This window comes from Gemmobacter lutimaris, from assembly GCF_003570715.1.
Classification (GTDB): domain Bacteria; phylum Pseudomonadota; class Alphaproteobacteria; order Rhodobacterales; family Rhodobacteraceae; genus Gemmobacter; species Gemmobacter lutimaris.
This window is the reverse complement of the sequence record NZ_QXXQ01000009.1, coordinates 90,993-114,855: the sequence shown is the minus strand read 5'-3', so window position 1 is coordinate 114,855 and position 23,863 is coordinate 90,993. Positions and strand designations below refer to the sequence as shown.

At 62.4% G+C, this 23,863-nt stretch carries 22 protein-coding genes; 8 read left to right on the top strand and 14 right to left on the bottom strand.

Features of this window, described 5'->3' with window-relative positions; translation table 11 throughout:
• The first annotated feature begins 177 nt into the window (after window positions 1-177).
• The 4 genes from D2N39_RS15445 (at window position 178) to D2N39_RS15430 (ending at window position 8,320) form a co-directional block, all read left to right on the top strand.
• Window positions 178-1,455, top strand: coding sequence for an ROK family transcriptional regulator (locus tag D2N39_RS15445; RefSeq protein ID WP_119135673.1), 1,278 nt, complete (start codon window positions 178-180; stop codon window positions 1,453-1,455).
• A 132-nt stretch (window positions 1,456-1,587) separates the two neighbouring features.
• Complete coding sequence (locus tag D2N39_RS15440; RefSeq protein ID WP_054304134.1) at window positions 1,588-2,493, top strand: LysR family transcriptional regulator; 906 nt, start codon at window positions 1,588-1,590, stop codon at window positions 2,491-2,493.
• A 296-nt stretch (window positions 2,494-2,789) separates the two neighbouring features.
• On the top strand, window positions 2,790-4,499 hold the full coding sequence (locus D2N39_RS15435; RefSeq protein WP_233557201.1) for an autotransporter assembly complex protein TamA: 1,710 nt from the start codon (window positions 2,790-2,792) through the stop codon (window positions 4,497-4,499).
• Window positions 4,499-8,320, top strand: a complete 3,822-nt coding sequence (locus D2N39_RS15430; RefSeq protein WP_119135671.1) for a translocation/assembly module TamB domain-containing protein — start codon at window positions 4,499-4,501, stop codon at window positions 8,318-8,320. The genes D2N39_RS15435 and D2N39_RS15430 overlap by 1 nt, the downstream gene beginning before the upstream one ends.
• On the opposite strand, the gene D2N39_RS15425 is transcribed toward D2N39_RS15430, so the two are convergent.
• The 7 genes from D2N39_RS15425 to D2N39_RS15395 all read right to left on the bottom strand — a co-directional run bounded on the left by D2N39_RS15425 (window position 8,314) and on the right by D2N39_RS15395 (window position 15,945).
• A complete protein-coding gene (locus D2N39_RS15425; RefSeq protein WP_119135670.1) occupies window positions 8,314-9,165 on the bottom strand; it encodes a YihY/virulence factor BrkB family protein in 852 nt (283 codons plus the stop codon). The genes D2N39_RS15430 and D2N39_RS15425 overlap by 7 nt on opposite strands.
• An 83-nt stretch (window positions 9,166-9,248) precedes the next feature.
• Window positions 9,249-9,455 carry a hypothetical protein gene (locus D2N39_RS15420; RefSeq protein ID WP_147373503.1) on the bottom strand — a complete coding sequence of 69 codons (207 nt, stop codon included), beginning with the start codon at window positions 9,453-9,455 and terminating at the stop codon, window positions 9,249-9,251.
• 77 nt (window positions 9,456-9,532) lie between these two features.
• On the bottom strand, window positions 9,533-10,201 hold the full coding sequence (locus D2N39_RS15415) for a YjbF family lipoprotein (protein ID WP_147373502.1): 669 nt from the start codon (window positions 10,199-10,201) through the stop codon (window positions 9,533-9,535).
• Window positions 10,198-12,363: a YjbH domain-containing protein gene (locus D2N39_RS15410; RefSeq protein WP_119135667.1), complete on the bottom strand. Its 2,166-nt coding sequence runs from the start codon at window positions 12,361-12,363 to the stop codon at window positions 10,198-10,200. The genes D2N39_RS15415 and D2N39_RS15410 overlap by 4 nt, the downstream gene beginning before the upstream one ends.
• Window positions 12,364-12,423: 60 nt before the next feature.
• Window positions 12,424-14,334 (bottom strand): polysaccharide biosynthesis protein, encoded by a 1,911-nt coding sequence (locus D2N39_RS15405; RefSeq protein ID WP_407645588.1) that lies wholly within the window; start codon window positions 14,332-14,334, stop codon window positions 12,424-12,426.
• A gap of 148 nt (window positions 14,335-14,482) precedes the next feature.
• Window positions 14,483-15,106: a sugar transferase gene (locus D2N39_RS15400; protein WP_119135725.1), complete on the bottom strand. Its 624-nt coding sequence runs from the start codon at window positions 15,104-15,106 to the stop codon at window positions 14,483-14,485.
• Complete coding sequence (locus D2N39_RS15395) at window positions 15,103-15,945, bottom strand: NAD-dependent epimerase/dehydratase family protein (RefSeq protein ID WP_119135665.1); 843 nt, start codon at window positions 15,943-15,945, stop codon at window positions 15,103-15,105. Before D2N39_RS15395 ends, D2N39_RS15400 begins: the two co-directional genes overlap by 4 nt.
• A 170-nt stretch (window positions 15,946-16,115) precedes the next feature.
• On the opposite strand from D2N39_RS15395, the gene D2N39_RS15390 reads away from it, so the two are divergent.
• Window positions 16,116-17,192 (top strand): polysaccharide biosynthesis/export family protein, encoded by a 1,077-nt coding sequence (locus D2N39_RS15390; RefSeq protein ID WP_233557197.1) that lies wholly within the window; start codon window positions 16,116-16,118, stop codon window positions 17,190-17,192.
• A gap of 19 nt (window positions 17,193-17,211) precedes the next feature.
• Here D2N39_RS15390 and D2N39_RS15385 read toward each other — a convergent pair whose 3' ends face one another.
• Genes D2N39_RS15385 through D2N39_RS15370 form a run of 4 tightly spaced genes read right to left on the bottom strand, consistent with a single transcriptional unit; the run spans window position 17,212 to window position 19,514 of the window.
• A complete protein-coding gene (locus D2N39_RS15385; RefSeq protein WP_119135663.1) occupies window positions 17,212-17,655 on the bottom strand; it encodes a MarR family winged helix-turn-helix transcriptional regulator in 444 nt (147 codons plus the stop codon).
• Window positions 17,655-18,485 carry a carbon-nitrogen hydrolase family protein gene (locus tag D2N39_RS15380; RefSeq protein WP_119135662.1) on the bottom strand — a complete coding sequence of 277 codons (831 nt, stop codon included), beginning with the start codon at window positions 18,483-18,485 and terminating at the stop codon, window positions 17,655-17,657. Before D2N39_RS15380 ends, D2N39_RS15385 begins: the two co-directional genes overlap by 1 nt.
• 3 nt (window positions 18,486-18,488) lie before the next feature.
• The gene (gene grxC / locus D2N39_RS15375; protein WP_119135661.1) at window positions 18,489-18,746 is read right to left on the bottom strand and encodes a glutaredoxin 3; all 258 of its coding nucleotides are present in this window, start codon (window positions 18,744-18,746) and stop codon (window positions 18,489-18,491) included.
• A 45-nt stretch (window positions 18,747-18,791) separates the two neighbouring features.
• Window positions 18,792-19,514, bottom strand: a complete 723-nt coding sequence (locus D2N39_RS15370) for a double zinc ribbon domain-containing protein (RefSeq protein WP_119135660.1) — start codon at window positions 19,512-19,514, stop codon at window positions 18,792-18,794.
• A gap of 34 nt (window positions 19,515-19,548) precedes the next feature.
• Here D2N39_RS15370 and D2N39_RS15365 point away from each other — a divergent pair, with 34 nt between their 5' ends.
• Together D2N39_RS15365 and hemH are read left to right on the top strand one after the other, a co-directional pair.
• A complete protein-coding gene (locus D2N39_RS15365) occupies window positions 19,549-20,364 on the top strand; it encodes a methyltransferase domain-containing protein (protein ID WP_119135659.1) in 816 nt (271 codons plus the stop codon).
• Between the two features lie 53 nt (window positions 20,365-20,417).
• Complete coding sequence (gene hemH / locus D2N39_RS15360) at window positions 20,418-21,503, top strand: ferrochelatase (RefSeq protein ID WP_199725265.1); 1,086 nt, start codon at window positions 20,418-20,420, stop codon at window positions 21,501-21,503.
• A 74-nt stretch (window positions 21,504-21,577) separates the two neighbouring features.
• Here hemH and D2N39_RS15355 read toward each other — a convergent pair whose 3' ends face one another.
• Together D2N39_RS15355 and D2N39_RS15350 are read right to left on the bottom strand one after the other, a co-directional pair.
• The gene (locus tag D2N39_RS15355; RefSeq protein WP_054304150.1) at window positions 21,578-21,757 is read right to left on the bottom strand and encodes a hypothetical protein; all 180 of its coding nucleotides are present in this window, start codon (window positions 21,755-21,757) and stop codon (window positions 21,578-21,580) included.
• A gap of 148 nt (window positions 21,758-21,905) precedes the next feature.
• Entirely contained in the window at window positions 21,906-22,478 is a 573-nt protein-coding gene (locus tag D2N39_RS15350; protein WP_119135657.1) for a L,D-transpeptidase, read from the bottom strand.
• A gap of 160 nt (window positions 22,479-22,638) precedes the next feature.
• Between D2N39_RS15350 and dalA the strand changes: the two genes are divergently transcribed.
• Complete coding sequence (gene dalA, locus D2N39_RS15345; protein WP_119135656.1) at window positions 22,639-23,247, top strand: divisome-associated lipoprotein DalA; 609 nt, start codon at window positions 22,639-22,641, stop codon at window positions 23,245-23,247.
• A gap of 76 nt (window positions 23,248-23,323) precedes the next feature.
• Here the strand turns inward: dalA and D2N39_RS15340 are convergent, their stop codons facing one another.
• Window positions 23,324-23,824 (bottom strand): L,D-transpeptidase family protein, encoded by a 501-nt coding sequence (locus tag D2N39_RS15340; protein ID WP_119135655.1) that lies wholly within the window; start codon window positions 23,822-23,824, stop codon window positions 23,324-23,326.
• Between the last annotated feature and the right edge of the window lie 39 nt (window positions 23,825-23,863).

Sequence of the window (23,863 nt, the reverse complement as noted above, 5' to 3'; positions counted from 1 at the left end):
GGTCCGACAGATTCGTCGGCACGCCCTAAAATTGCCGATAATAATTTCAGTTGTCAAAATAAAAATAATGGTCAAACACTGGGTATGATGAAAAGACGGCCGAAACATGATGCTGCATCGCAGAATATCCGCTCAATACGCGCCGCAATGCAGCTTTTTTATTTGGAGGTCAAATAAATGAAACCGCATGAACCCGATCTTCGCACCCAGGACCGGGCTGGATGCGGCCCGCTGATCGCGCCGCTGTCGGAACAAACCCGTCCTCTGCGCCAGCAAGTTTTTGAGCGTGTGCGCGCGGCCGGGCTGATTCCGCGTGTGCAGGTAGCCAAGGAACTGGCTGTTTCGCCCGCCTCGGTCACGACGATCACGCAGGAACTGATCGAAAGCGGGCTGATCGAGGAAGTCGCAGCCCCGCGCGATGGCGATCAGCCAGGCCGAGGACGCCCAGCCGTCGCGCTGGGAGTGCGACCGGGGGCGCATCTGGTGGCGGGCATGAAACTTTCAGACCGCGAGCATACGGCCGTTGTGGTGGATTTCGCCGGGAAGCTGATCGCGGGCGACGTGATCCCCCGCCGACCCGGCGCCATGAGCCTCCCGGAGCTTCTGGATGCGCTGGATACCCTGCTGAACCGCGTCTGCGCCAAGGCTGGCATCGCACCGCGTGACCTTTCGGCACTGGGTCTGGGTGTGCCGGGCTTTGTCGATTGCGAAAGCGGAATGGTGATGTGGTCCTCTGTCCTCATGGATCGGGGCGTGGCGCTGGCACAGGCAGCGACGGCGCGGATCGGCTTGCCGGTCCATATCGACAACGATGCCAATCTGGTGACGCTGGCCGAGTTGTGGTTCGGCGCGGGGCGCAGCCTTGCCGATTTCGCGGTGGTTACCATTGAACACGGCGTCGGCATGGGCTGCGTGATCAATCACCGTATCTATCGCGGGGCACGCGGGCTTGGGATGGAACTGGGCCATACAAAGGTGCAACTGGATGGCGCCCTGTGCCGCTGCGGTCAGCGGGGATGCCTTGAAGCCTATGTTGCGGATTACGCTCTGGCGCGCGAGGCAACGACAGCGCTGAACTGGGCCCACAAGGACGGCCAGTCGATGAATGTCCTGCTGGAAAGTCTGTATGATCATGCGAAAGCAGGCAACACAGCCGCACGGTCGATCTTTCGTCGCGCCGGGCGCTATCTGGCGGTCGGGCTGTCGAATGTGGTGAACCTGTTCGACCCCTCGCTGATCATCCTGTCGGGGGAACGCATGCGCTACGACTATCTCTATGCCGCCGAGACGCTGGCCGAGATGGAACAGCTTGCCATTTCGACCGGGCGCCCGAAACCGCCGGTGAAGATTCACGCCTGGGGTGACTTGCTTTGGGCGCATGGCGCTGCGGCACTGGCACTGCACGAGGTCAGCGAACGCCTGCTCGCGCCCTCGCGCGAGATTGCCGCACAATAAGCTTCGGGATTGGCGCCGTGCCATGAACGATCCGCCAAGATACCGCCGCTTCGTCGCGCCATCGCCCCCGTCTCGCCCCAATTCGAAACCAATAGTCCCTCATGGACCTGCATAAGACGCATGGGGACGACAATGGACAGACTGACCGAGATGGAAGCATTCGCCACTGTGGTGGATCAAGGTGGTTTTACGGATGCGGCCAAGAAAATGGGAATCTCGAAATCCGCCGTGTCCAAGCACGTCTCTGCGCTTGAAGCGCGGCTGGGCGCCCGGCTTCTGAACCGCACGACACGCCGCGTCAGCCCGACGGAAATCGGGCTGGCCTATTACGACCGCGCCCGCCGCGTGCTGAATGACGCAGGCGAAGCTGATGCGCTTGTCACTTCGATGCAAAGCGCGCCTTCGGGCCTGCTGCGGATTTCGGTGGCAACAGACTTCGGTGTGAACCTGCTGTCGCCGATTCTGGGCGAGTTTCTGGCGGAATACCCGGAAATCACCGTGAACATGGTGCTGAACAACCGCTATGTGGAACTGATCTCCGAAGGGTTCGACATGGCGATCCGTGTGGGCGAACTGGAGGATTCGAGCCTCCGTGCCCGCAAGCTGACCGAAACCTCGAAACGCATGATCGCGGCACCCGGCTATTTCCAGAAATATGGCCGCCCGCTGAAGATCGACGATCTGAACGAACACAAGCTGCTGCACTATTCCAACCAGGCCAATGGCAATGTGTGGAAGGTAACGGCGCCTTCGGGTGAAAAGCGGCAGGTGCGCTCGAACGGCTGGCTGACGGTCAATGACGGGCAATCACTGCTGAACGCCGCGATCGCCGGGCTCGGCATCGCGTTCCTGCCTTCGTTCCTATGTGCCGAGGCAATGCGTAAGGGGCAGGTGGAAGAGGCGATTCCCGGACTGCCGGTCGAAATGCTGGGCATTTACGCAGTTTATCCGCCCGGACGCTTCACCCAGCCCAAGGTGCGGGCCTTCATCGACTTCCTCGCGCGGCGCTTCATCGAAAAGGGACCGGACAACTGGTAAGCGCGGCACGACCATCAGAATTTACGGTGCGGTGACCAACTGGGCGGGGCTCGAAAGATCCCCGCCCCTCTGTTTTGGCCGGCGAAACGACGCCGGGAACGCCTGTCTTTGCGCGCGCTATGTCTAGCGGCAATTGTGGTTCGCCCTACAAGATGCGATAGTTTTCCCAACTCTTGCTGGGGGAGAGCTGCGTGTCCGGGTTTCGTTCGTATCCTGTAATCGGTCTGATCAGCAGCCTGTCCGTTCTAGCCGCTGTTGCCACCCCCGCAGGCGCCCTTGAACCTGTTGAATTCACAGTGACCGCCGGTCCTGACGGGCTGAGGAAAGACCTGCGCAATGCCTCGGCCCTGCTGGGCTTGCAGGCCGAGGGCAAGACGGCGGCCGAAGACGTATTCTCGGCCGCGCGGGCCGAATATGGTCGGCTGGTCAGCGCCGCCTATGCCACCGGATATTACGCCCCGGTCATCCATGTCCTGATCGACGGGCGCGAAGCGGCGGGCATTCCACCTTTGGATGCACCGAAAAACATCGGATCGGTGCGCGTGACCGTCGACCCCGGCCCCGCCTTCAAGTTTTCCGAAGCCCGCGTCGCCCCGGTGCCCTCAGGCACGGAAATGCCAGCGGGCTTTGCCGCCGGCAAACCCGCCGAAAGCGGGCTGGTGCAAGAGGCGGTGCAGACCGGCGTCGATGCCTGGCGCGAGGATGGCCATGCCAAGGCCGGAGTCGCCAGTCAGGATGTGGTTGCCGATCATCGCAGCAACACTTTGGCCGCACGGATCGGCCTTCAGCCCGGCCCGAAGCTGCGTTTCGGCAAGCTGAAGGTCGAAGGCCAGGAACGGATGCGCGAACGTCGTATCCACAAGATCGCTGGCCTGCCAGAGGGCGAGGTTTTTGACCCCGACGCCCTGAAACGCAGTGCAGAGCGGTTGCGCCGCACTGGCGTCTTCCGTTCGGTCACGCTGACCGAGGATGAAGCCATCACCTCGCCCGATCTGATCGGTATCACCGCCACTGTGGTCGAGGAAAAGCTCCGCCGCTATTCCATCGGGGCTGAAATCGCCAGCCTCGACGGGATGAGCCTGACCGGCTACTGGCTGCACCGCAACCTGATGGGCGGCGGCGAACGTCTGAAGGTCGAAGGCGAGATCGGCAATATCGGCGCGCAGAACAGTGGTGTGGATTACGGTCTGGGTGTGACCATCGACAGGCCCGCAACGCTGACGCCCGACACCACACTCAGCTTCTCTGTCAATGCGGCGCATCTGGATGAAGAGGATTACACGGCCGACATCGGCACGCTGGGCGTTGGCTTCAGCCACTACTTTTCTGAAAAGCTGACCGGCCGGGTGGGGCTGGAATTCAGCTATGCCAAGGTCGAAGACATCATCGCCACCTATACCTACGAACATCTCGCCCTGCCGATCGGCGCGACCTGGGACAGCCGCGACAACAAGGTGGATGCGCGGAAAGGCTACTACCTGGATGCCGAGCTGCGGCCCTATCTGGGCTTCGGCACGACCGACAGCGGCGCACGGATCAAGGCGGATGGCCGCGCTTACCTGACCTTTGGAGACAAGCGTCCCGTCACCCTGGCCGCGCGCGCGCAGGTCGGCGCGATCTTCGGTGGCGATCTTCTGGGCACCCCCCGCGACTATCTGTTCTATTCCGGCGGGGGCGGCACGGTGCGCGGTCAGCCTTATCAGTCTTTGGGGGTCGATGTGGCGCGTCTTTATGGCGAAAAGATCGGCGGCATGGCCTTTGCGGCACTTTCAGCCGAGGTCCGCGCCCGTGTAACCGATACCATCGGAATCGTGGGCTTTGCCGATGCGGGCTACATAGGCGCCACCGATTTCGGCGATTCCTATGGCGACTGGCACGCCGGTGCCGGGTTTGGCCTGCGCTATAACACCGGCTTCGGACCGATCCGGCTGGATGTGGCAGCGCCTGTTGCGGGCAGCACGGGTGACGGAGTTCAGATTTACGTCGGTATCGGGCAGTCTTTCTGATGAAACGCATCCTTGTTCTCGCCCTCTGCACCCTTCCTTTTGCGGCTCATGCGCAGCAGGATGACCGTGACTGGCTGACCGCCCTGCTGGAGGACAACCTGTCAGGCGCCGGGCGGAAGGTCACGATCACCGGCTTTGCAGGTGCGCTTTCCTCAGAAGCAACCATCGACAAGCTGACCATCGCGGATGACACCGGCATCTGGCTGACGCTGGACAATGTGGTGCTGGACTGGAGCCGCACCGCCCTGCTGACCGGCAGCCTGTCGGTTGAGCGCCTGACCGCCTCAGAAATCGTGCTGGACCGCCTGCCCATCGCATCCGCCGATGAAAGCCTGCCTGCCCCCGAGGCGACGCCCTTCGCCCTGCCCGACCTGCCTGTTTCGGTCGAGATCGGCACCCTTGGTGCTGATCGTATCGTGCTGGGACCAACGGTTCTGGGCCAGCCGGTCGAAGCGACACTGACCGCCTCGGCCAGTCTTTCGGGCGGAGAGGGCAAGGCGAACCTGACCCTGAAGCGCATTGATGACGGGCCGGAGGGCAATGTTGTCCTCACCGCCAGCTACGCCAATGAATCGAAGGTTCTGGCCCTTGATCTGGTCGCGCAGGAGGCTGCGGGCGGTATTGCTGCCACGCTGATGGGTTTGCCGGGCAATCCGGCAATCGAGCTGACCGTGAAGGGCGAAGGCCCTTTGTCGGACTACGCGGCCGATATTCAGCTTGCCTCGGGTGGCGCCGAACGGCTGGCGGGCAAGATCACGGTGGGCGATACGCCGGAAGGTGACTTGCGTTTTGCCGCTGATCTGGGGGGCGATCCCGCCCCGATGTTCCTGCCGGAATATGCCGGGTTCTTCGGCAGTGACGTGAAGCTGGCGGCGAGCGGCACAAAGGCAACTGACGGACGGCTGATCGTAGACAATTTCACCTTGCAGACTCAGGCGCTTGATCTGCGTGGCGATCTGGCACTGGCCGCCGACGGGCTGCCGCAACGCTTTGCGCTGAAGGGCACGCTTGGGAAGGACGGCACGCCGGTTCTGTTGCCGCTGACCACCGATCTGCCAACTTCGGTCACTCATGCAGACATCGTCCTGGGCTTCGACGCGGCTGAGGCCGAGACCTGGAGCGCCGACATCGCCATGACAGGCTTCGACCGGGCTGATCTGAAGCTGCGTGAAGCAAAGATCAAGGGAAGCGGCGTGATCAACCGCGCCGATGGCAAGCCCGCCGTTTCCGGTGCTTTCGACTTTGCGGCAGACGGGATCGCGCCCTCCGACCCGGCCTTGGCGCAGGCGTTGGGCACCGGGATCAGGGGCACGGTCGGCTTTCGCTGGCGCGAAGGCTATGACGCGCTGCAACTGACCGAACTGGCGCTGAACGGAGCGGATTACAGTCTTGACGGCACGGTCAATCTTTCCGGGCTGGACAATTCGTTGTCGCTGACCGGAAAGGGCGCCCTACGGGCCGACGATCTGTCGCGCTTCGCCGCTTTGGCCGACCGGCCGCTGGCGGGTCGGGCCGATATGCGGCTGGGCGGCTCTTATGCGCTTCTGGGCGGCATGTTCGACGTAACCGGCCAGATCAACGGTCACGCCCTGCGCACCGGCATTCCCGAAGCCGACAATCTGCTGTCAGGCTCCAGCACTATCGACATTTCAGCGATCCGAGACGAAAGCGGGCTGCGGCTGCGCCAGCTTGATCTGGCGGCGGCCAGCCTGCGGGCCATGGTCAGCGGGCAACTCGCCAGCTCTGGAAGCGACCTGTCTGCCGATGTGGATTTCGGTGATATTTCCGTCCTGGGCGGTCCCTATAGCGGCGCGCTGACCGGCCGCGCGCATTTTACAGGCACACCAGAAGCCGGAACCGTGATTTTTGATGGCACCGGCACGGGGCTGAAGGTCGGAATTGCCGAGGCAGATGCGCTACTGCGCGGTGCTTCAACCATTTCCGCAGAAGCAGGGATCGCGGGCGAAACCGTGGATCTGCGCAAGCTGGAGGTCAGGGCCGCCACCCTTGCCGCCTCGGCGCGTGGCAAACTGGCCTTGGCGGGCAGCGATGTCAGCGCCGATCTGAAGTTCAGCGACCTGAGCGCCCTCGGCGGCAGCTATCGCGGCGCGCTGGATGCCAGCGCCACCTTTACGGGCACGCCGGAGGCCGGAAAGCTGACCGCCAAAGCAAGTGGCCGCAATCTTGGCATCGGTCAGTCCGAAACCGACCGGCTGCTGGCGGGCGAAACCCGGCTGACCGCCGATCTGGCGCTGGCGGGCGGGCGGATCAAGGTCAACACCGCGACTCTGGACAACCCGCAACTTCGTGTCGCCGCCGACGGCAGCATCTCGGATACGACGCGGCAGGTAAACCTGACCGCTGATCTGGTGAACCTCGCCACGCTTCTGCCGGAATTTCCGGGCCGCCTGTCGGTGCGTGGACAGGTGGTGGATGACGGCAGCACCTACAGGCTTGACCTGACCGGGCAGGGACCGGGCGGAATTGACAGCAAGGTGCAGGGCACCATCAGCCCCGACTTCCGCACCGCAAATCTGAGTGCGGTCGGCGCGGCACAGGCGGCGCTCGCCAATGCCTTCATTGATCCGCGCACCGTATCGGGCAGCATCCGCTATGACCTTGCACTGCGCGGGCCGCTGCAGCCCGCCTCGCTGAGCGGGCGGATCAGCCTGTCGGACATCCGCGTCAGCGACCCGTCGCTACCTACCGCGCTGACAGGGTTCAATGGCGCGATCAATCTTGCAGGAGGCCGTGCCGCCTTGGATCTGACGGGAAGCGTGACAACCGGCGGCACGATCCGGCTTGGCGGCGGCCTGGGTCTGGCGGCCCCCTATAATGCCGATCTGGCTGTGCAGCTTCAGCAACTGATCCTGAAAGACCCCCAGTTGTTCACCACCCGCGTCAACGGCAATATCACGATGAAAGGCCCCCTGACTGGCGGTGCCGTGATCGCGGGCAATATCGACCTGAGCGAAACCGAGCTTGTGGTGCCCTCTACCGGCCTCGGCTCGGCTGGTGGGCTGGAGGGGCTGCGCCATGTCGCAGAACCCGCAGATGTGCACGCGACACGCGCCAGGGCAGGGCTGCTGGAGACCGTAAGCAACGCCGCAGGTGGCAGTGGGCGGCCCTATCCGCTGGACCTGCGAATTTCGGCGCCGCAGCGACTGTTCATTCGGGGGCGGGGACTGGATGCCGAACTGGGGGGCGAGTTGCGCCTGCAAGGCACCACAGCCAATGTCGTGCCCTCTGGCAGCTTCAACCTCGTGCGCGGGCGGCTGGACATCCTTGGCAAACGGCTGACGCTGTCAGAGGCGCTGTTGCAGCTTCAGGGCGATTTCGACCCGTTCATCAGCATCCTTGCCTCGAACGATGACGGCGAGATCGTCAGCTCGGTCAAGATCGAGGGGCAGGCCACCGACCCGAAGATCACTTTCGTCTCGCAGCCGGAACTGCCGCAGGAAGAGGTGCTGTCGCATCTGCTGTTCGGGCGCGACCTGACCTCGCTGTCGGCCTTTCAGGCCGCGCAACTTGCCAGTGCAGTGGCAACGCTCGCCGGCAAGGGCGGGGACGGGATCATCGGCAAACTACGCAAGGGTTTTGGTCTCGACGATCTGGATGTCAGCACCGATGCGCAGGGGGATACCACGCTGAAGGCGGGCAAATACATTTCGTCCAAGGCCTATACCGAGATCGAGGTGGATCAGAACGGTCAGGCCAAGATCAACCTGAACCTAGACCTCAGCAAGACGGTCACGCTGCGCGGCTCGGTCGGCGGCGAAGGCGAGACCAGCATCGGGATCTTCAAGGAAAAGGATTACTGATCCGGTGCCGGGGGCAGCCCCGGCTCTGGCACATCCGCTGCCTCGGCATCCACCGCGGCGCCCAGAAGCACCGCATAGGCGCTGAGATACAGCCACATCATCAGGATCACCACAGCCCCGATGGAGCCATAGACCTGATTGTAGCTGTTGAAATTGGCCAGATAGAGCACGAAACCCCGTGAGACGGCAAACCACAGCACCATGGCCACCAGAAGGCCTCGGGTAAAAAGCCGCACCTGAATATGATCTGGCCGGTTCGGACCAAAGCGATAGGTCAGCGCAAGGCCCAGCACCAGCAAGCCGAGGGCCAGCAGCATGTTCCCCAGATCCAGCGCCAGCGAAGCGAAAGGACCAAGCGGCAGGAAACGCAGCAATACCGGGGCCACGATAGAGGCCAACAGCGCCGCCAGCGCGATCACCACCATCATCAGTGTCAACGCCATGGACAGCAGGATGGCATACACCCCCGAACGATCCGGGTGATGGTGCACCGCATTCAGCCCCGACACCATGCCCGCCACACCCGATCGCGCCGACCAGAAGGCTACCATGAGTGAAAGGATGGTGGTCCAGCCCAGTTCGCTGCTTCCGGCTGCCAGTAGCGCCTCGACCTGGGTATTCAGCACTGAAAAGGCGTCATGCGGCAGGAAATCGGCCAGAATGGCCATTTCATCGCGGATGACTGCCGGGTCGGCCGCAAAGCTCCACAGCCCCATAACAAAGGCCATGGCCGGGAAGATCGACAGAAACCCGAAGAAAGCTACACCGGCGGCCACCATGCCCAGATTGGCTTGCGATGCCCGCGCCATGATGCGCACAAGCCTGCGTTTCAGCCGCTGGAACATCACTACCCGTCTTCCGAAAATGGAAAGGGCCCGTCGCCGGGCCCTTCCGTGGAACGATTCTCGTCCGCGCCGTCAGGCGTGGATTAGTGGCTGCCCGAGTCGTTCGACGCCAGAGCGGCGACGACAACGATGCCAGCCAGAGCGGCCAGAGCAGCGCCACCACCCATCGACGACGACGGGGCGAGCACGGCGACCGGGGTCGGCTCTTCTTCAACGATGACCGGGCCGCCGGCGAAAGCGGTCGAAGCGGTCAGAGCGGTGGCCAGAGCGGCGAAAGCGAACTTTTTCATCTGTCTCTCCATGACATTTTAATTTGGCGATTGGGCATCGGATACCACAACGCGACACTCAAAGTAAGTAGTATTCTCTAGCCGTTGTCAATGACCCTGGCCAGCTCCATGTAGCCCCAGCCGGGGACTAGCAACTCTTTGGATTTTCTAATGAAATTACCTCCTTCAAACCAATATTCGTTGGTAAATTCATGCTCTGCACCACGGCAGGTTTCCGCTATATGGCGGGTCGAATGTTGCCGTCCTACCACAGTGATTGTTTCCGCCCCGATCGTCGAAACGCTGCAATTGTAATCAAAGCGGTGCATTTTATCGGCGCCGTCCAGATAGAAATAGCTGCGACGGTGCGAGCCCCCGCCAGAAGCAAGCTGCGCGCGCGTCGGAACCGATGCCTGCATCAGATCGGGACCGAATCCCCTTGTCTGCATCATCACGCCATCGCGGAAGGTGACGGTCAGGTCATCCGACGTTGACCAGGTTTCCACAGAACCGCTGCGCGTGATGGGCACAAGATAGATGGTCCAGGCGCCGGTCTTCAACTCTCCCTTGATGATCGGCACGTTCAGCTTGGCAAGATCTGCCCGCGTGACCGGGGGCGCCGCAGCCGTCGAGCGCTGCTTCAACATGGCCACAGACAGATTCTTTGCCGCCGAAACCAACGGCGAACCAGATTCGCTGTCGCTGCTGCATCCGGCAAGAACCGTCAGCGCAAGACCAAGGGCAAGGACAGGTTTCAGCAGCTTCATTTCCAGAATCGACCCCACTGCTGTTGAATGCCCGCGTCCTGATAATCGCGAATCGTCTCGTAAAGACGTCCGTCGATATCGAGTCTTGCCCCGCCATCACGACCGAAGGGCCGGATGACCGTTTCATACTTGCGCCGCGACGGAGCGCCGGTGCCCCATGTCAGCGGCACCTCAAGGCGAATCCCCTTGTCGAACGAGCCAGAGCCGAAATCCTCAGCCGAAACATTGGTCTTGGTGGCAAAAGCCCCCACCCGCCAGCCGTTCGAGAATTCGCGGTCCACCGCAAGGGTTGCCCCCACGTCGCCCGCCAGATAGCGGCCAACATCAAGCTGCGCATGGAAGCCCGGCGCGAAATTGTAATAGGCAGAGACATGCCCGGTCGCGACGCGATAGTCGTATTCGCTGAAACCGAACAAACCGTCGGTATCGCGCTGCGCGACATAATTCACCTCGACGCCCACCGCCCAGCGGCTGTTGACGGGCTTGTAAAGCACCTCGCCCGAGATACCGCCGAACATCCGTTCCAGATAGCCGACGCTGACCCGGCCATAAACGTCACCGCCCAGATAGGCGTATTTCGTCAGCGACAGGCTTTCCAGCGCAGGATCGGCATTGGCGTCATAAAGGTCCACATCCGACCGCACGGGTTGCAGGCCGGTCGTGATATTCGGCGGCGGCTCGTCAAGGTTTCCGGCAACCTTCTTGGTGGCAGAACCTTGCAGCACCCAGCCCGGCGCGAATTCATAGCGGCCCGTGAACCGCAGCCCCACATCCATCTTGAACGGCGATTTCTGGTCGAACAGCCGCACGCGGTTGTAGGGCGCGATGGACCAAGAAAGGCTCGGATACAGATCCGGGTCGTAGGTCAGGTTTGGCGCGCGCTGTCCCGGACTGGACACGCTGACGGCATTTTGCATCGCCGCGCTGGCATTCGGATCATATTCCAGCCGCTCCAGATCCGAGCGGCGCACCTTGACGCGCGAGGCGGGCATGCCGTTCACCAGCGGCACGATCTCGAACGTCTCGACCGAGGCAGGCATGACATGCGACATCGCCCGCGCAACGCGGCCAATAGCCTGCGCCTCGGCGTCGTAGCGATTGTTGCGAATGCGCACCTCGGCGCTGTTGGCGCTGTAGCCGATCGCCTCGACCACGATGCCATCCTGCTCAAGCCGCTTGTTCAGGTTGGTGATGAAGATCGGCGCCGCGCTTTCCTGCGTCACCCATTCCGGCGACCATGCATCCGCATCGACAGAGCGCGAGGGCCGCAGCTTCACCGGATCGGGGGCACCATCCCTTACGCCCCCCAGCGGGCGCTGACCCGGCGTCATCAGGAAATGCGCGGCAAACCCCAGTTCGCTGCCATACATATAATAGCCGCCCAACGTGATCCACGGGCTCAGCTTGTATTCCGCGCCGAAGTTCAGCGGGCTTTTGCGATCAAAAGTGCCGCGCTTGTCCGATTCAAGCCCGTAATCGTCGGAGGAATATTCAGCCTTCAGGGCCAGACGGTCAGTCGCCTGCCATTCCACACCCGCAAAGGGTGCAGCGGGGCCACGGAACCACTGGCCGAAGTTGACATTGCCGCCTTCACCCACCTCGATCGGATCCCGTGTTCCGAAAGGTGACCCGATGGAGCCATAGCTGCCCAACCGGCCCCAGCCCAGACCCACGGTCGCCTTCAGGCTGGGCGTGATATGCTTGGTCGCGGCGATATATTCGCCCGACAGGATGCCCGTGCCGGCAAAATCCTGCAAACCGACGGTAACCGAGGGCAGATAGCGGCTTTCGTCCAGCACCTTGTAGCGCAGATCGAACGAACGGTCATAATAGATGTCGAACTGATCGACACCGGTTGTGCAATTCGGCTGGCAGGCGCTGTTGGCGTTCCAGTCACGGATACCAAGGAACCGGAAGCTGGCGGAAATGCGCGGCGTCACCTGAAAGCTCAGCGTCGTACGGCTGATGGGGCCAAAATGCCCGCTGGAGACGGTCAGGTTCCCATCCGGCTGCGCCTCGCCCGAAGGCATGTCGATCAGGCCGGTAGCCCCGTAAAAGTTCAAAGACGGCGCGGTTTCCGCAACCGCAAATCCCGAGGCGCAAAGGGCAACCACCGAGGTTGCAAGCAGGAACCTTCCCGCCGGGGTCTTGAATGCACTCATCGTCGCTCCGCCTATGCTAGTCGCGGCAGTTTAGGGCAATCGTTGCCGCACAACAATCTGTCACGGGTGTATTGCGCGGATCGTTTCCTGAACAGGTGCGCGATAGCCATGCACCCAGGTCTTGATGACGCGGCGCGCACCGTCGTGATCCCCCACGGCAATGGCCGACCTCAAGGCACGCAGGGCCTTGGCCATCTCCAGCTCCGAAAGGCTGTCCTCACGCGCGCGCAGGATTTTTGAATGCGGCGTGGTCAGAAGGCCCGCGCCGATCAGCAGTTCCTCATGCAATTTCTCGCCGGGACGCAGGCCCGTCACCACAATCTCGATATCCCCCTCGGGATGCGCCTCGTCGCGGACCGAATAACCGGCCGTATTGATAAGCTGCACCGCGACGTCACGGATGCGCACCGGCTTGCCCATATCCAGCACGAAGACATCGCCCCCGCGCGAGGTTTCGACATCCGAGAACGAGCCCGCCAGCAACACAAGGCGCGACGCTTCGGAAATCGTCATGAAATATCGGGTCACGTCCTCATGGGTCAGGGTGACCGGACCGCCCTTGGCAATCTGCTCCTTGAACAGCGGGATCACCGAGCCCGACGACCCCAGCACATTGCCGAAGCGCACCATCGAGAAGACGGTACCGCGCGAGCGCTTGGCCATATCCTGCACGACCAGTTCAGCCAGCCGCTTGGAGGCCCCCATCACATTGGTCGGGCGCACCGCCTTGTCGGAGGAAATGAGGATGAAGCGCCCGACGCCTGCGTCATTCGCCGCTTCGGCCAGCGTCCGGGTGCCCAGTACATTGTTTGCAAGCCCGGCCAGTGGATTCAGCTCGACCAGCGGCACATGCTTGTAGGCAGCGGCATGGAACACGACCTCGATATGATGATCGTTGATCACCATGCGCGTCAGCCGCGAATCCGTGACGGACCCCAGAACCGGCACGATTTCCACCCCGGTTCCAGCCGCGAGTTCCTGCAATTCGCGCTCGATGGTGTAAAGCGCGACCTCGCTGACCTCATACAGCACAACACAGGCCGGCCCGCAGGGGATCAACTGGCGGCAAAGCTCCGATCCGATGGAACCGCCTGCGCCGGAAACCAGAATAGCCTTGCCGCGATAGGCCTGTTCCCCCTCGGCCAGCATGTCGCCGACCTGATCCCGACCAAGAAACTGGCCCGGCGCCACCGGCGACAGGTTGTCGATCAACTCCTCCTCACCGACAAGCTGTGCGAAGGACGGCAGGGATTGCACCTGAAGCCCCATCTGTCGCAGTTGCCGCGTCAGCCGCGCGAGCTTGGGCGCCGAGACAGAGGGCATGGCCAGAATGATGCGGTCGATGTCGCGCTGCTCTACAAGATCCTTCAGATCCGAGGGCGGCAGCACCCGCAGACCGGCCACGGTCATGGAATGCAGGGCTTCGTTGTCGTCAATGAAAGCGACCGGCACAATCCGGTCATGTGAGCGCAGCGCCGCGACAAGCTGCACACCTGTCGTGCCGGCACCATAGATCAGCACGCGGTGCTTGGGCTGGCCATTACGCAACACCCACAACAGCAGGTGCAGCATCCCCAGCCTTACGCTGACCGCCGCGAGAAACAGCATCAACCCATAAATCGTGATCCCCGCCACGCCGAAGCCCGGCACAACAAACCGGCTGAGCACAGCAGCAACAGCCGTAACCAGCGCGGAATAAAGCGCCGTGCGCAGCATTGCCGTTGTTTCAAAGGATTTGAGCTGAACCCGCGGGATACCAAGCCATGCCGAAACGGCCCCGCCGGTGAGCGAAAGCGCAGGCAGCATGTAGAACACACGCGGCAGACGATCAAACAGCGAGAACCCGTTGTAGGTGACCGCGATCGCCAGAACCAGAATGACCGGCGGCAGCAGCGCGTCGATCATGAATAAAACAAATTGCTTGTTCTTACGACTCAGCCCGGACTGAAAGGCATAGAGCCCGCGTCTGATAATATACATTCAGTAACCTTCTTGCTCGGCGCAGCGACGTGGCGAACTCGCAGGAGGCCATCTTGGCTATTTAGGGAAAACTACCCGAAGGCGTCACATCCAACAAGTCGAAGCAAAGTCGATTCGCCCCGTTTTTGCGCGATTCAGCCTATTTTCCAAGCATTTTGCGTAACAATACACCCGAGCCAGTATGCCAAAGCAGCGTCAGATCGAAGCATACACCCTGATTCCGCTGATAAATCAGATCAAGCGCGGCTTTTCTGCGCACACATCGCCGGGCATAGACAGCATCCGTTTCCTCGGGCGTTTTGCACCGCGACAGAAGGTATTCCTCGTGCCGGTGGAAATGCAGCGTCGCAAGGCCAGTGATTCCCGGTCTGCTTTGCAGCACCTCGGCATAAAGCGCGGGAAAGCGTTCGACATACAGCCGCAGCGGCGGGCGCGGCCCGACAAAGCTCATGTCGCCCCGGATCACGTTCCAGAGTTGCGGAATTTCATCAAGTCGCGCAGCCCGCAGAAATCGTCCCGTAGCCGTAATGCGCGTCGCCTTGTCCCCGCCCGACACACCGCTGTCCTGCCGGGCGACCGTCATGGTGCGCAGCTTCCAAAGACGGAACGGCACGCCCGGCGCCTTCATGCGCTCCGCCACATAGAACACCGGCCGCCCCTCACGGACCAGCAACACGACGACAAGCAGCGCGAAGGGCACGGCCAGAAGCGCGGACAACAGCAGGGCAAGGGTCAGGTCGAACAGCCGTTTCTGCAAGGTCATTGCCGCCCCCTCCACGCCCGCCATTCGGTCACCAGATCTGCGGCGATGCCTGTCCCAGCCTGCCCCGGCAGCAGCCGCTCCAACCGCCCGGTCCCCAGAACGACAGACGGGATGACCGACGGATTGACCGGACCGGCTGTCCAATCGACCCCTGCCGCCGTCAGCAGGGCCCCCATCGTCACAGGTGAAGGCGCCGAAATGTTCAGGATCGGCGGAATTTCGCCACCCGTCAGGGCAAGATTGCTCAGCCCGGACAACACCTGCGCAAAGCCCTGCGGACCGATATATGACCGCAACGGCCCGCCAGTAGACCCCGCCACGGGATCGACCAGACGCCGCGCATCCAAAGGTCGGCCCAGCACGGCGTCGGCCCCGGCGACATTTCCGATGCGAAGATGCGTGACGCCCATACCGGCATTGTGAGCCTGCCATTGTGCCACCGCATGCTCTGCCGCAAGCTTCGCCGCGCCATAGGCAGACACCGGCTGAGGCAAGGTATCTTCTGCGAAAGGTGGGTCCGTCAGGGCCGCAGAGCCATAAATTGCAGCAGAAGATGCAAGAAAAACATGACGCGCCCCATTGGCGCGCGCCAGTTCACAGGCCCGCACAGCAATCCCGGCATTCATGTCAAGATCGGCACCCGGACCGGGGACGACCCCCGCAAGACAAAGCACCACGCCCCCTTGCAAGCCGCCCATCTCGGGCAGAGGCCCGGTCATCAGATCGCAGGCGAACCAGCCGGCCCCCTGCGATCGGCGGCTCCATATCACATCGTTGCGACGCCAGAGCGTCCGCAAGATGGAGCCAAGCCGCCCTGAAGCCCCCAAGACACAGATCATCGCCGCCTTGCCGTCAGTTGCACCGGAACAAAACTAGGCTGTTGAACCCCCGGCTACACCCCAGTATCTTGCAACCGCTGTCAAAGTCCACCCTGCCAGGTGCGGCCCGATCGGAGATATTGATGCGGAAATTTGCGTTAAGGCTTTGCCTGGCTACAGCAAGTCTCGGGATGCTAGCCTCTTGTGGCGACCTTCCGGCGGGCGGGCCGAATGCCGGTCAGATCCTTGCAGGGGCCGACAAGGAAGATGCGGATTTCGCCGTCTATGCCGTGACCCGCGAAACGCTTCCGAAATTTGCAGCATGGCCGTCGCGCGGTGCCACCCCGGCAGGTGGATGGATTCCGCGCGCGAAGGGACCGAGCTCGCAGATCATCGAGGCGGGCGACATGCTGGATCTGGCAATCTGGGACAATGGCGACAGCTCGCTGCTGACGCAGTCCGGTCAGAAGGTCGTCGAGCTGAAGGGGATACGGGTTTCCCCCGCTGGCGAGGTGTTCCTGCCTTACGTCGATCAGGTCTATGTGGCCAAGATGTCGCCTGATCGCGCACGCAACACAATTCAGGCCGAATTCTCGCAAATCATCCCGTCGGCGCAGGTTCAACTCAGCCATCAAGCCGGTCGGCAAAGCTCGGTCGATCTGGTCAGCGGTGTAACCACACCGGGCAATTACGTCATGCCCGACCGTGATTTCACGGTGTTGAGTTTGATCGCCATGGGCGGGGGGATCGCCAAGGACATCGAAAACCCGCAGGTCCGCCTGATGCGGGGCGGCAAACTTTACGCGATTTCAGCGGACCGCCTGCTGAAAAGCCCCTCGCTGGACACAACCCTGCGCGGCGGCGACAAGATTTATGTCGAAAGCGATGGCCGCTACTTCCTGTCGCTGGGCGCAACCGGGCGCGAGGCGCAGATCCCTTTCCCGCATGACAAGGTGACGGCGCTTGACGCTGCCTCGCTGGTGGGTGGTCTGAACGATGTCCGTGCCAACCCGAAAAGCGTGCTGATCCTGCGCAATTATGAACCGAGTGATCTGCGCAGCAACGAAACCGGCCCGAGCAAGGAGCGCGTGATCTTCGCGCTGGACCTGACCACCGCCGACGGATTGTTCAGTGCGGGTGAGTTCGCCGTTCAGGACCGCGATCTGGTTCTGGCTACCCAAAGCTCGCTGTCCAATACCAAGAGCATCATCGGGCTGGTCTACGATGCCTTTGGCATCACCACCCGGATCGACCGGCTGGTCAAGTAACCTTGCAAAGGGGGGGCGGTTAATCCGCCCCTTCCAGTTTGGTGCGCAATTCGCGCAGCACCGGCAGCACCGCCCGAACACGATCAGCGCCAAGCGCCTGAACGACTTCGCCGATCAGCGGGGCGATGGCCTGAACGGCAGCATCCCGCGCCGAACGGCCCGAAGGGCTGAGTGCAACGAACTTCTGTCGCGCATCATCCCAGTCCGGCCGGATATGGATGTGCCCGGCCCATTCCAGCTTTGCAAGCGTATTGGTCATTGCCCCGCGCGTAACGTGGAAGCTGCGGGCAAGCTGGGCGGGTGTGCGTTCCTCCTGAATCCGCGCCAGATGGTTCAGCACCCCGAAATGTGACAGCTCCATCCCTTTGGGCAGCGCCTTGGAAATGCGGTTGCGGGCAAGCTGATCCGCCATGAACAGCTCGCCAAACAGGGCAATCGCCAGATCTTCGGTCTTTTCCGCCATTACGGACCTTCAAAGCTGCGGTCGTGCGACAACGAGGGCACCCGGCCCCGCGCCTTTTCGACCTCGGCCAGTTCAATATCCACGAACGTCACCCCCGGATCGGTGCCCGCGTCCACCAGCACCTCGCCCCAAGGCGCGATGGCAAGGCTGTGACCATAGGTGTTGCGCCCCTTGCCGTTGCTTTCGGGGTGGAAGCCGGTTTGCGCCGGGGCCAGCACGAAACAGCCCGTTTCGATGGCACGGGCACGCAGCAACACCTCCCAATGCGCGGCGCCTGTCAGGTGGTTGAAGGCGGCAGGCACGGTCAGGATCTGCGCGCCGCCCTGTGCCAGTCGACGAAACAGATGCGGGAAACGCAGGTCATAGCAGACCGCCATGCCGATCTTTGCCAACGGGATGTCCGCCACCACCGCCTGCACGCCGGGCCGATAGGCGGCGCTTTCGCGATACACCTCGGTCTCGGTCACGTTGACGTCAAACATATGGATCTTGTCATAGCGCGCGGCGATTTCACCCTCTGGCCCGATCAGGAAGGAGCGGTTGGCAAAGCGCCCGTCGGCATCCTGCGTCAGCAGCCCCAGCGACCCGATCAGCACCCAGATCCCATGCGCCTTCGCCTCGGCCCGGATGGCAGCCAGCGTCGGATCGTCGTCTTCGTGCCGCAGCGTAGCGCGCTGATGTTCGCGCGACGAACTGAGCATATTGGTGCATTCAGGCGTCAGCACCAGATCGGCTCCGCCCTCTGCCGCGATGCGCAGGAAGGCGAGCGTTTCCGGCAGGTTCTCTGCCGGGTCGTCGGTCACCGTCAGCTGGACAAGCGCAACCCGCATCGATCAGCCCGCCAGCAGCGCGTCAAGCTTGCCGTCATGGTCAAGCGCATGGATATCATCGCTGCCACCGACATGCTGCCCGCCGATGAAAATCTGCGGCACAGTGCGGCGCCCGTTTGCCCGGTCGGTCATGGCGGCGCGCAGATCGGGGTCGCGGCTGACGTCAATTTCGGTGAAGGCCACGCCCTTGCGCGTCAGAAGCCGCTTGGCCGCATGACAATAGGGGCAGGTGGGGGTGGTGTAGATTTCGACAGTTTTCATGATGGGGTCCGCTCAGTCTCGCAGTTGCGGCAAGACTATAGGGATTCATCCGTCTTTCGCAACGCGTGCCAGCACAACCACATCCACCCGTGCGGCCCCTGCCGCCAGGCAGGCATCTGCGCAGGCCCCCAGCGTGGCGCCCGAGGTCATCACATCGTCAACCAGCAGAACGGGACGCCCCTCGACCTGCCAGCGCCGCTTGTCGTTGACGCGGATCGCATCCTCCATATTGCGGAACCGCCCCTCACGATCACGCCCTTCCTGACTGCGGGTATTGCGACGCCGGACCAGAAGGTCCGGACAATGCGGCAGATCGGCGAGCCGGGCCAGACCCGCCGCCAGCAGCGCCGATTGGTTGTAGCGCCGCCGGAATAGCCGCAGCCAGTGCAGTGGCACAGGCGCCAGCAGGGTGTCGGGCTGCAACAGCGGGACCGCTGCGCGATGCAGCCATTGCGCACCAGGTCGAGCCAGATCCAGCCGGTCGCCATGTTTGAAGGCCATGACCAGACGCCGCGCGTTGTCGCGGTATAGCATCACTGCCCTCCCCCGCCCCCAGGGCCGGGCAATGGTCAGGCAATCGTCGCATTGCACCGGCGCACCGCCTTCCTCGCCCGGCAGGGGCGTGCCGCAGCAATCGCAGACCAGCCCGGCAATGAAGGGCGTGTCGCGCCAGCAGCGGGCACAAAGCCCGAAATCCGTGGTCACCAGCGCATCGCAACTGAGGCATTGCGGCGGGTAGACCAGTTGCACAGCCGCTTGCATTCCCATCCGACCCTCCTATGGTCCGCGGAAAGGAGCCCGCATGACCCCGCCCCAGCTTGTTGATCGCCACGCACTTGCCCGGAACCGCAGACGCGCCCGCCCTGACGCGCTGTTCCTGCATGACGAAGCCGTCATCGAGGTTCAGGAAAGACTAGCCGCGGTTAACAGGCAGTTTACGAAACCCGCCATCGTGACACCTTTCGCGGAAATCTGGGCCGGTGCCTTCCCTGACGCAAAGATCATCCCCGATGCCGAGGTGCTGGATCTTGCCGCTTCAGCGCATGATCTGGTGATTCACGCCATGGCACTGCACTGGGCCAACGATCCGGTCGGGCAACTGGTGCAATGCCGCCGCGCGCTATGCCCTGACGGGCTTTTTATCGGGCTGACGCTGGGGGGGCAGACGCTGGCCACCCTGCGTGCCACGCTGGCCGAGGCCGAGGCAGCGCAAACTGGCGGGTTGTCGCCGCGAGTACTGCCGATGGGCGAAATCCGCGATCTGGGCGCGCTGCTGCAACGCGCCGGGCTGAACCTGCCGGTCGCCGACAGCCTTACCCGCCGCGTCAGCTATCGGAATGCGCTGCACCTGATGGCCGACCTGCGCGCCATGGGCGAAGCCAATGCCATGGCCGAGCGGCCGCGCCATTTTACCCGGCGGGGTATCCTGCTGGGAGCCGCGCAGCGTTACGAAACGGATGCCGATGGCCGGGTCGAGGCGTTGTTTGAAACCATCTGCCTGACCGGCTGGAGCCCACATGACAGCCAGCAGAAACCATTGCGCCCCGGTTCGGCTGTGCAACGGCTCGAAGATGCGCTGAATGCCGCCCGCACGGGTGCGACGAAAAACGACAGTTGACCGCTGGCCCCATGGCACTATCTGGGGCGCGGAACCGAATGCAGGAGAAGACGATGCTTGATGCGCTGCGCGATGCGGTGGCCGGGTTGATCCGGCCGGGCGAAGGCCGTCTGGCCCATGCGCCTGCCGATCACCCTCCGGTGCGCGCCCCGAAGATCGGGGTATTGCTGGCCAATCTGGGAACGCCGGACAACTACGACTACTGGTCGATGCGGCGTTATCTGAACGAATTTCTGTCCGACCGGCGGGTCATCGACTATCCGGCGTGGAAGTGGCAGCCGCTGTTGCAGTTGATCATCCTCAGCAAGCGGCCCTTCACCAGCGGCGCAAATTACAAGCTGATCTGGAACGAAGAGAAGGGCGAAAGCCCGCTGATGACCATTACCAAAGAGCAGACCGCCGCATTGGCCGAGGCGTTGCGCGCCGATTACGGCGACCGGGTGATGGTGGATTTCTGCATGCGCTATGGCAACCCGTCCACCGAATCGCGGCTGCGCGCGATGGTGGAGGCTGGCTGCGAGAAGGTGCTGTTCTTCCCGCTTTACCCGCAATACGCGGGCGCCACCTCGGCCACGGCCAACGATCAGTTCTTCCGCGCCCTGATGAAGGAAAAGCGCCAGCCCGCAGTGCGCACCGTGGCAGAATATTTCGACCACCCGCTCTATGTGGAGGCGCTGGCGCAATCGGTGGAACGCGTCTATGCCGCGTTGGATCATCGCCCCGATGTGCTGGTCGCCAGCTATCACGGCATGCCGAAACGCTATCTGATGGAGGGCGACCCCTATCATTGCCAGTGCCAGAAAACCACGCGCCTGCTGCGCGAAAGGCTGGGATGGGACAAGGGCAGCATCGACACCAGCTTCCAGTCGGTCTTCGGCACCGAGGAATGGCTGCGGCCCTACACGGTCGAGCATGTCGCCGCGCTGGCGAAACAGGGCAAGAAACGGATCGCCGTCATCGCCCCCGCCTTCAGTGCCGATTGCATCGAAACTCTGGAAGAAATCAACGGCGAGATTCGCGAAAGCTTTGAACATGCCGGAGGGGAGGTTTTTACCTATATCCCCTGCCTGAACGCGGATGCCGCCCATATCGCGGCGCTTGCAGCGGTAACGCGCGAAAATCTGGCGGGCTGGGTCTGACCGGCCTTTCTATCCGCCACAAATGAAAAAGGCGGCAGGTTGCCCTGCCGCCCTTTCCATGACGTGATGTCAGATCAGTTCGAAGCGACCGCAGCGGCCACAACGAGCAGGAGCAGCAGCGGAACCAGCGCGCCCGACGACGACGACGTCGCAGCTTCCACAACTTCCGGCTCCATCACCGGCTCGACCATGCCACCGGCGAAGGCGGTGGTGGCGGCAACCGACAGAGCGGCAGCAAGAGCGAGTTTCTTCATTTCGATCTCTCCAGATAACGCACGGCATCGAATTTTGCAGAGGCGATACCGTGCACCCAAGACTGTACCTCGTAAGGCGTGTTTAGTCTTGAACGCATAAAGGCGCAATTGGCTCCCACAGGCGGCAGAATTGCGCCCGGCGCTATCGTCAAATTAGCAACACCTGCGTTCCGACTTGTGCGAGGTCGAAAAGTTCCTCGACATGCTCGTTATACATACCGATGCAACCATTGGAGGATTTCCGGCCGATCTTGCGCGTATCGTGGGTGCCGTGAATACGGTAATAGGTCCAGGAAAGCCACATCGCACGCGTTCCCAGCGGATTGTCAGGGCCAGGGCCGATGTAATCCGGCCAATCCGGGTTGCGTTCCTTCATCGTCGGCGTGGGGCGCCAGTCGGGACCGACAACCTTCTTGATGATCTCGGTCCGGCCCCGGCGGGTCAACTCATCCGACAGCGGCACCGAGGTCGGATACAGCTTGTAGACCGACTGGTCCTCGGACCAGAAATGCAGCGCCCGCGAAGTGGTATCCACCAGAATGGCCCCCTTGGCGAGATTGCTGAAATAGGGCTGCCAGTCGAGCATGCGGAAGCTCGAGATGTTGTTGCGCACCGATCCTTCGACCTGCGCAAAGGCAGGCAGGGCGGCGGCCCCTGCGAAGGCGACGACGCCGCCAAGAACGGCCCGGCGGCTGGGCCCGTGCGAATGTTCAGCAGACATTGCTGATCTCCTGAGGGTTGGATTGGGCGGTTTTTAGCCGCTGCGCCGCAACATCGCAAATCAAAGAGATGTCACTGGGCGAAATCACGCAGACTTGCGTTTGATAACCTGCCCGCTATTGGATAAAGACGGGCGGTCGAAATCCCTGCTGGTGCCCGAAATGACGCGCTTTCCCGTTCTGTCGATCTGTGCCCTGTCGCTGCTGGCGGCCTGTGCGGCCCCTGATTCCCAGCCTACGATCGGTGCGGACGGGCGGCCTCTGCCGCGCGTCTATCACATCGACAAGCGTAGCGAGGCCCAGATCCCCGGCCGCATGCTGGAAGCGGTGAACACCCTGCGCGCCGCGAAAGGCGTGCAGCCGCTGCAATATAACGGTGCCCTGATGGCCGCTGCCAACGCGCATTCACGCGACATGTCGGAGCAGAACCGCCCTTGGCATTTCGGTTCTGATGGCTCATCGCCGCTGCTGCGCGTGCAGCGCGCGGGCTATACCGGCCATCTTCAGGGCGAGTTGATCTCGGAGACTTACGAGACCGAGCTCGATACGCTGGCGTCCTGGACCGCTGTGCCTGATACGCGGGCTGTCGTGATGGACCCCCAGTCGAACGAAATCGGCTTTTCCTGGTATCAGGAACCCAGCGGCAAGATCTGGTGGACCCTGTTGACCGGCGATTCGACGCGGGCGCCGGTGGCACGGGTTTCCGCCACCGCGCTTGGGCGCACCGTCACCTCGGAAATGGATCATACCGGCGGCGCCCCGGCGCAGTAATGCGCGCTAGCACAATGAACAAAGCGCCGGTCGCGGGACCGGCGCTTTTGTTTTGGAAGCTGCCTTCTGCCCGGGCTCAGGGCAGAATATGAATTGGTGTGTATTGCCGGACCATGGAATAGACTTCTTCCATCTCCGCGTCGCGCACCGCGATACATCCGGCCGTCCAGTCGCCCTTGTTGGTGCCTTTGTAATTGCTGCGCCCGTGAATCATGATGTCACCGCCCGGCCGCTTGCCCTGCGAGGCGGCAAAGGCCCTGTCAGCGACATTGGGGTAGGAAATGCCCAGCGACAGGTGATAGCGGCTTTTCGGGTTGTGAAAGCTGATGAAGTAGGTGCCTTCCGGCGTCTTGCCATCGCCCTCGAACTGCTTGTGGCCTTCGGGCGCGAAACCAAGTCCGATATCATATTCCTTCAGCACCTTGGCATCGTGCAGCAGATACATCTTGCGCGCGCCCTTGTGGACCTGGATCGAGGTCACGGCAGGGCCATGGTAGCTGCGGAATTTGCCGCTGCCGCCACATGCGGCCAACAGGGCCACAAGAAGAAATGCCGATAAAAGGCGCACGAAGGTCATGGGGTGCCTGCTGCTTTGTTTTTTCTGCCCATAGCCAAA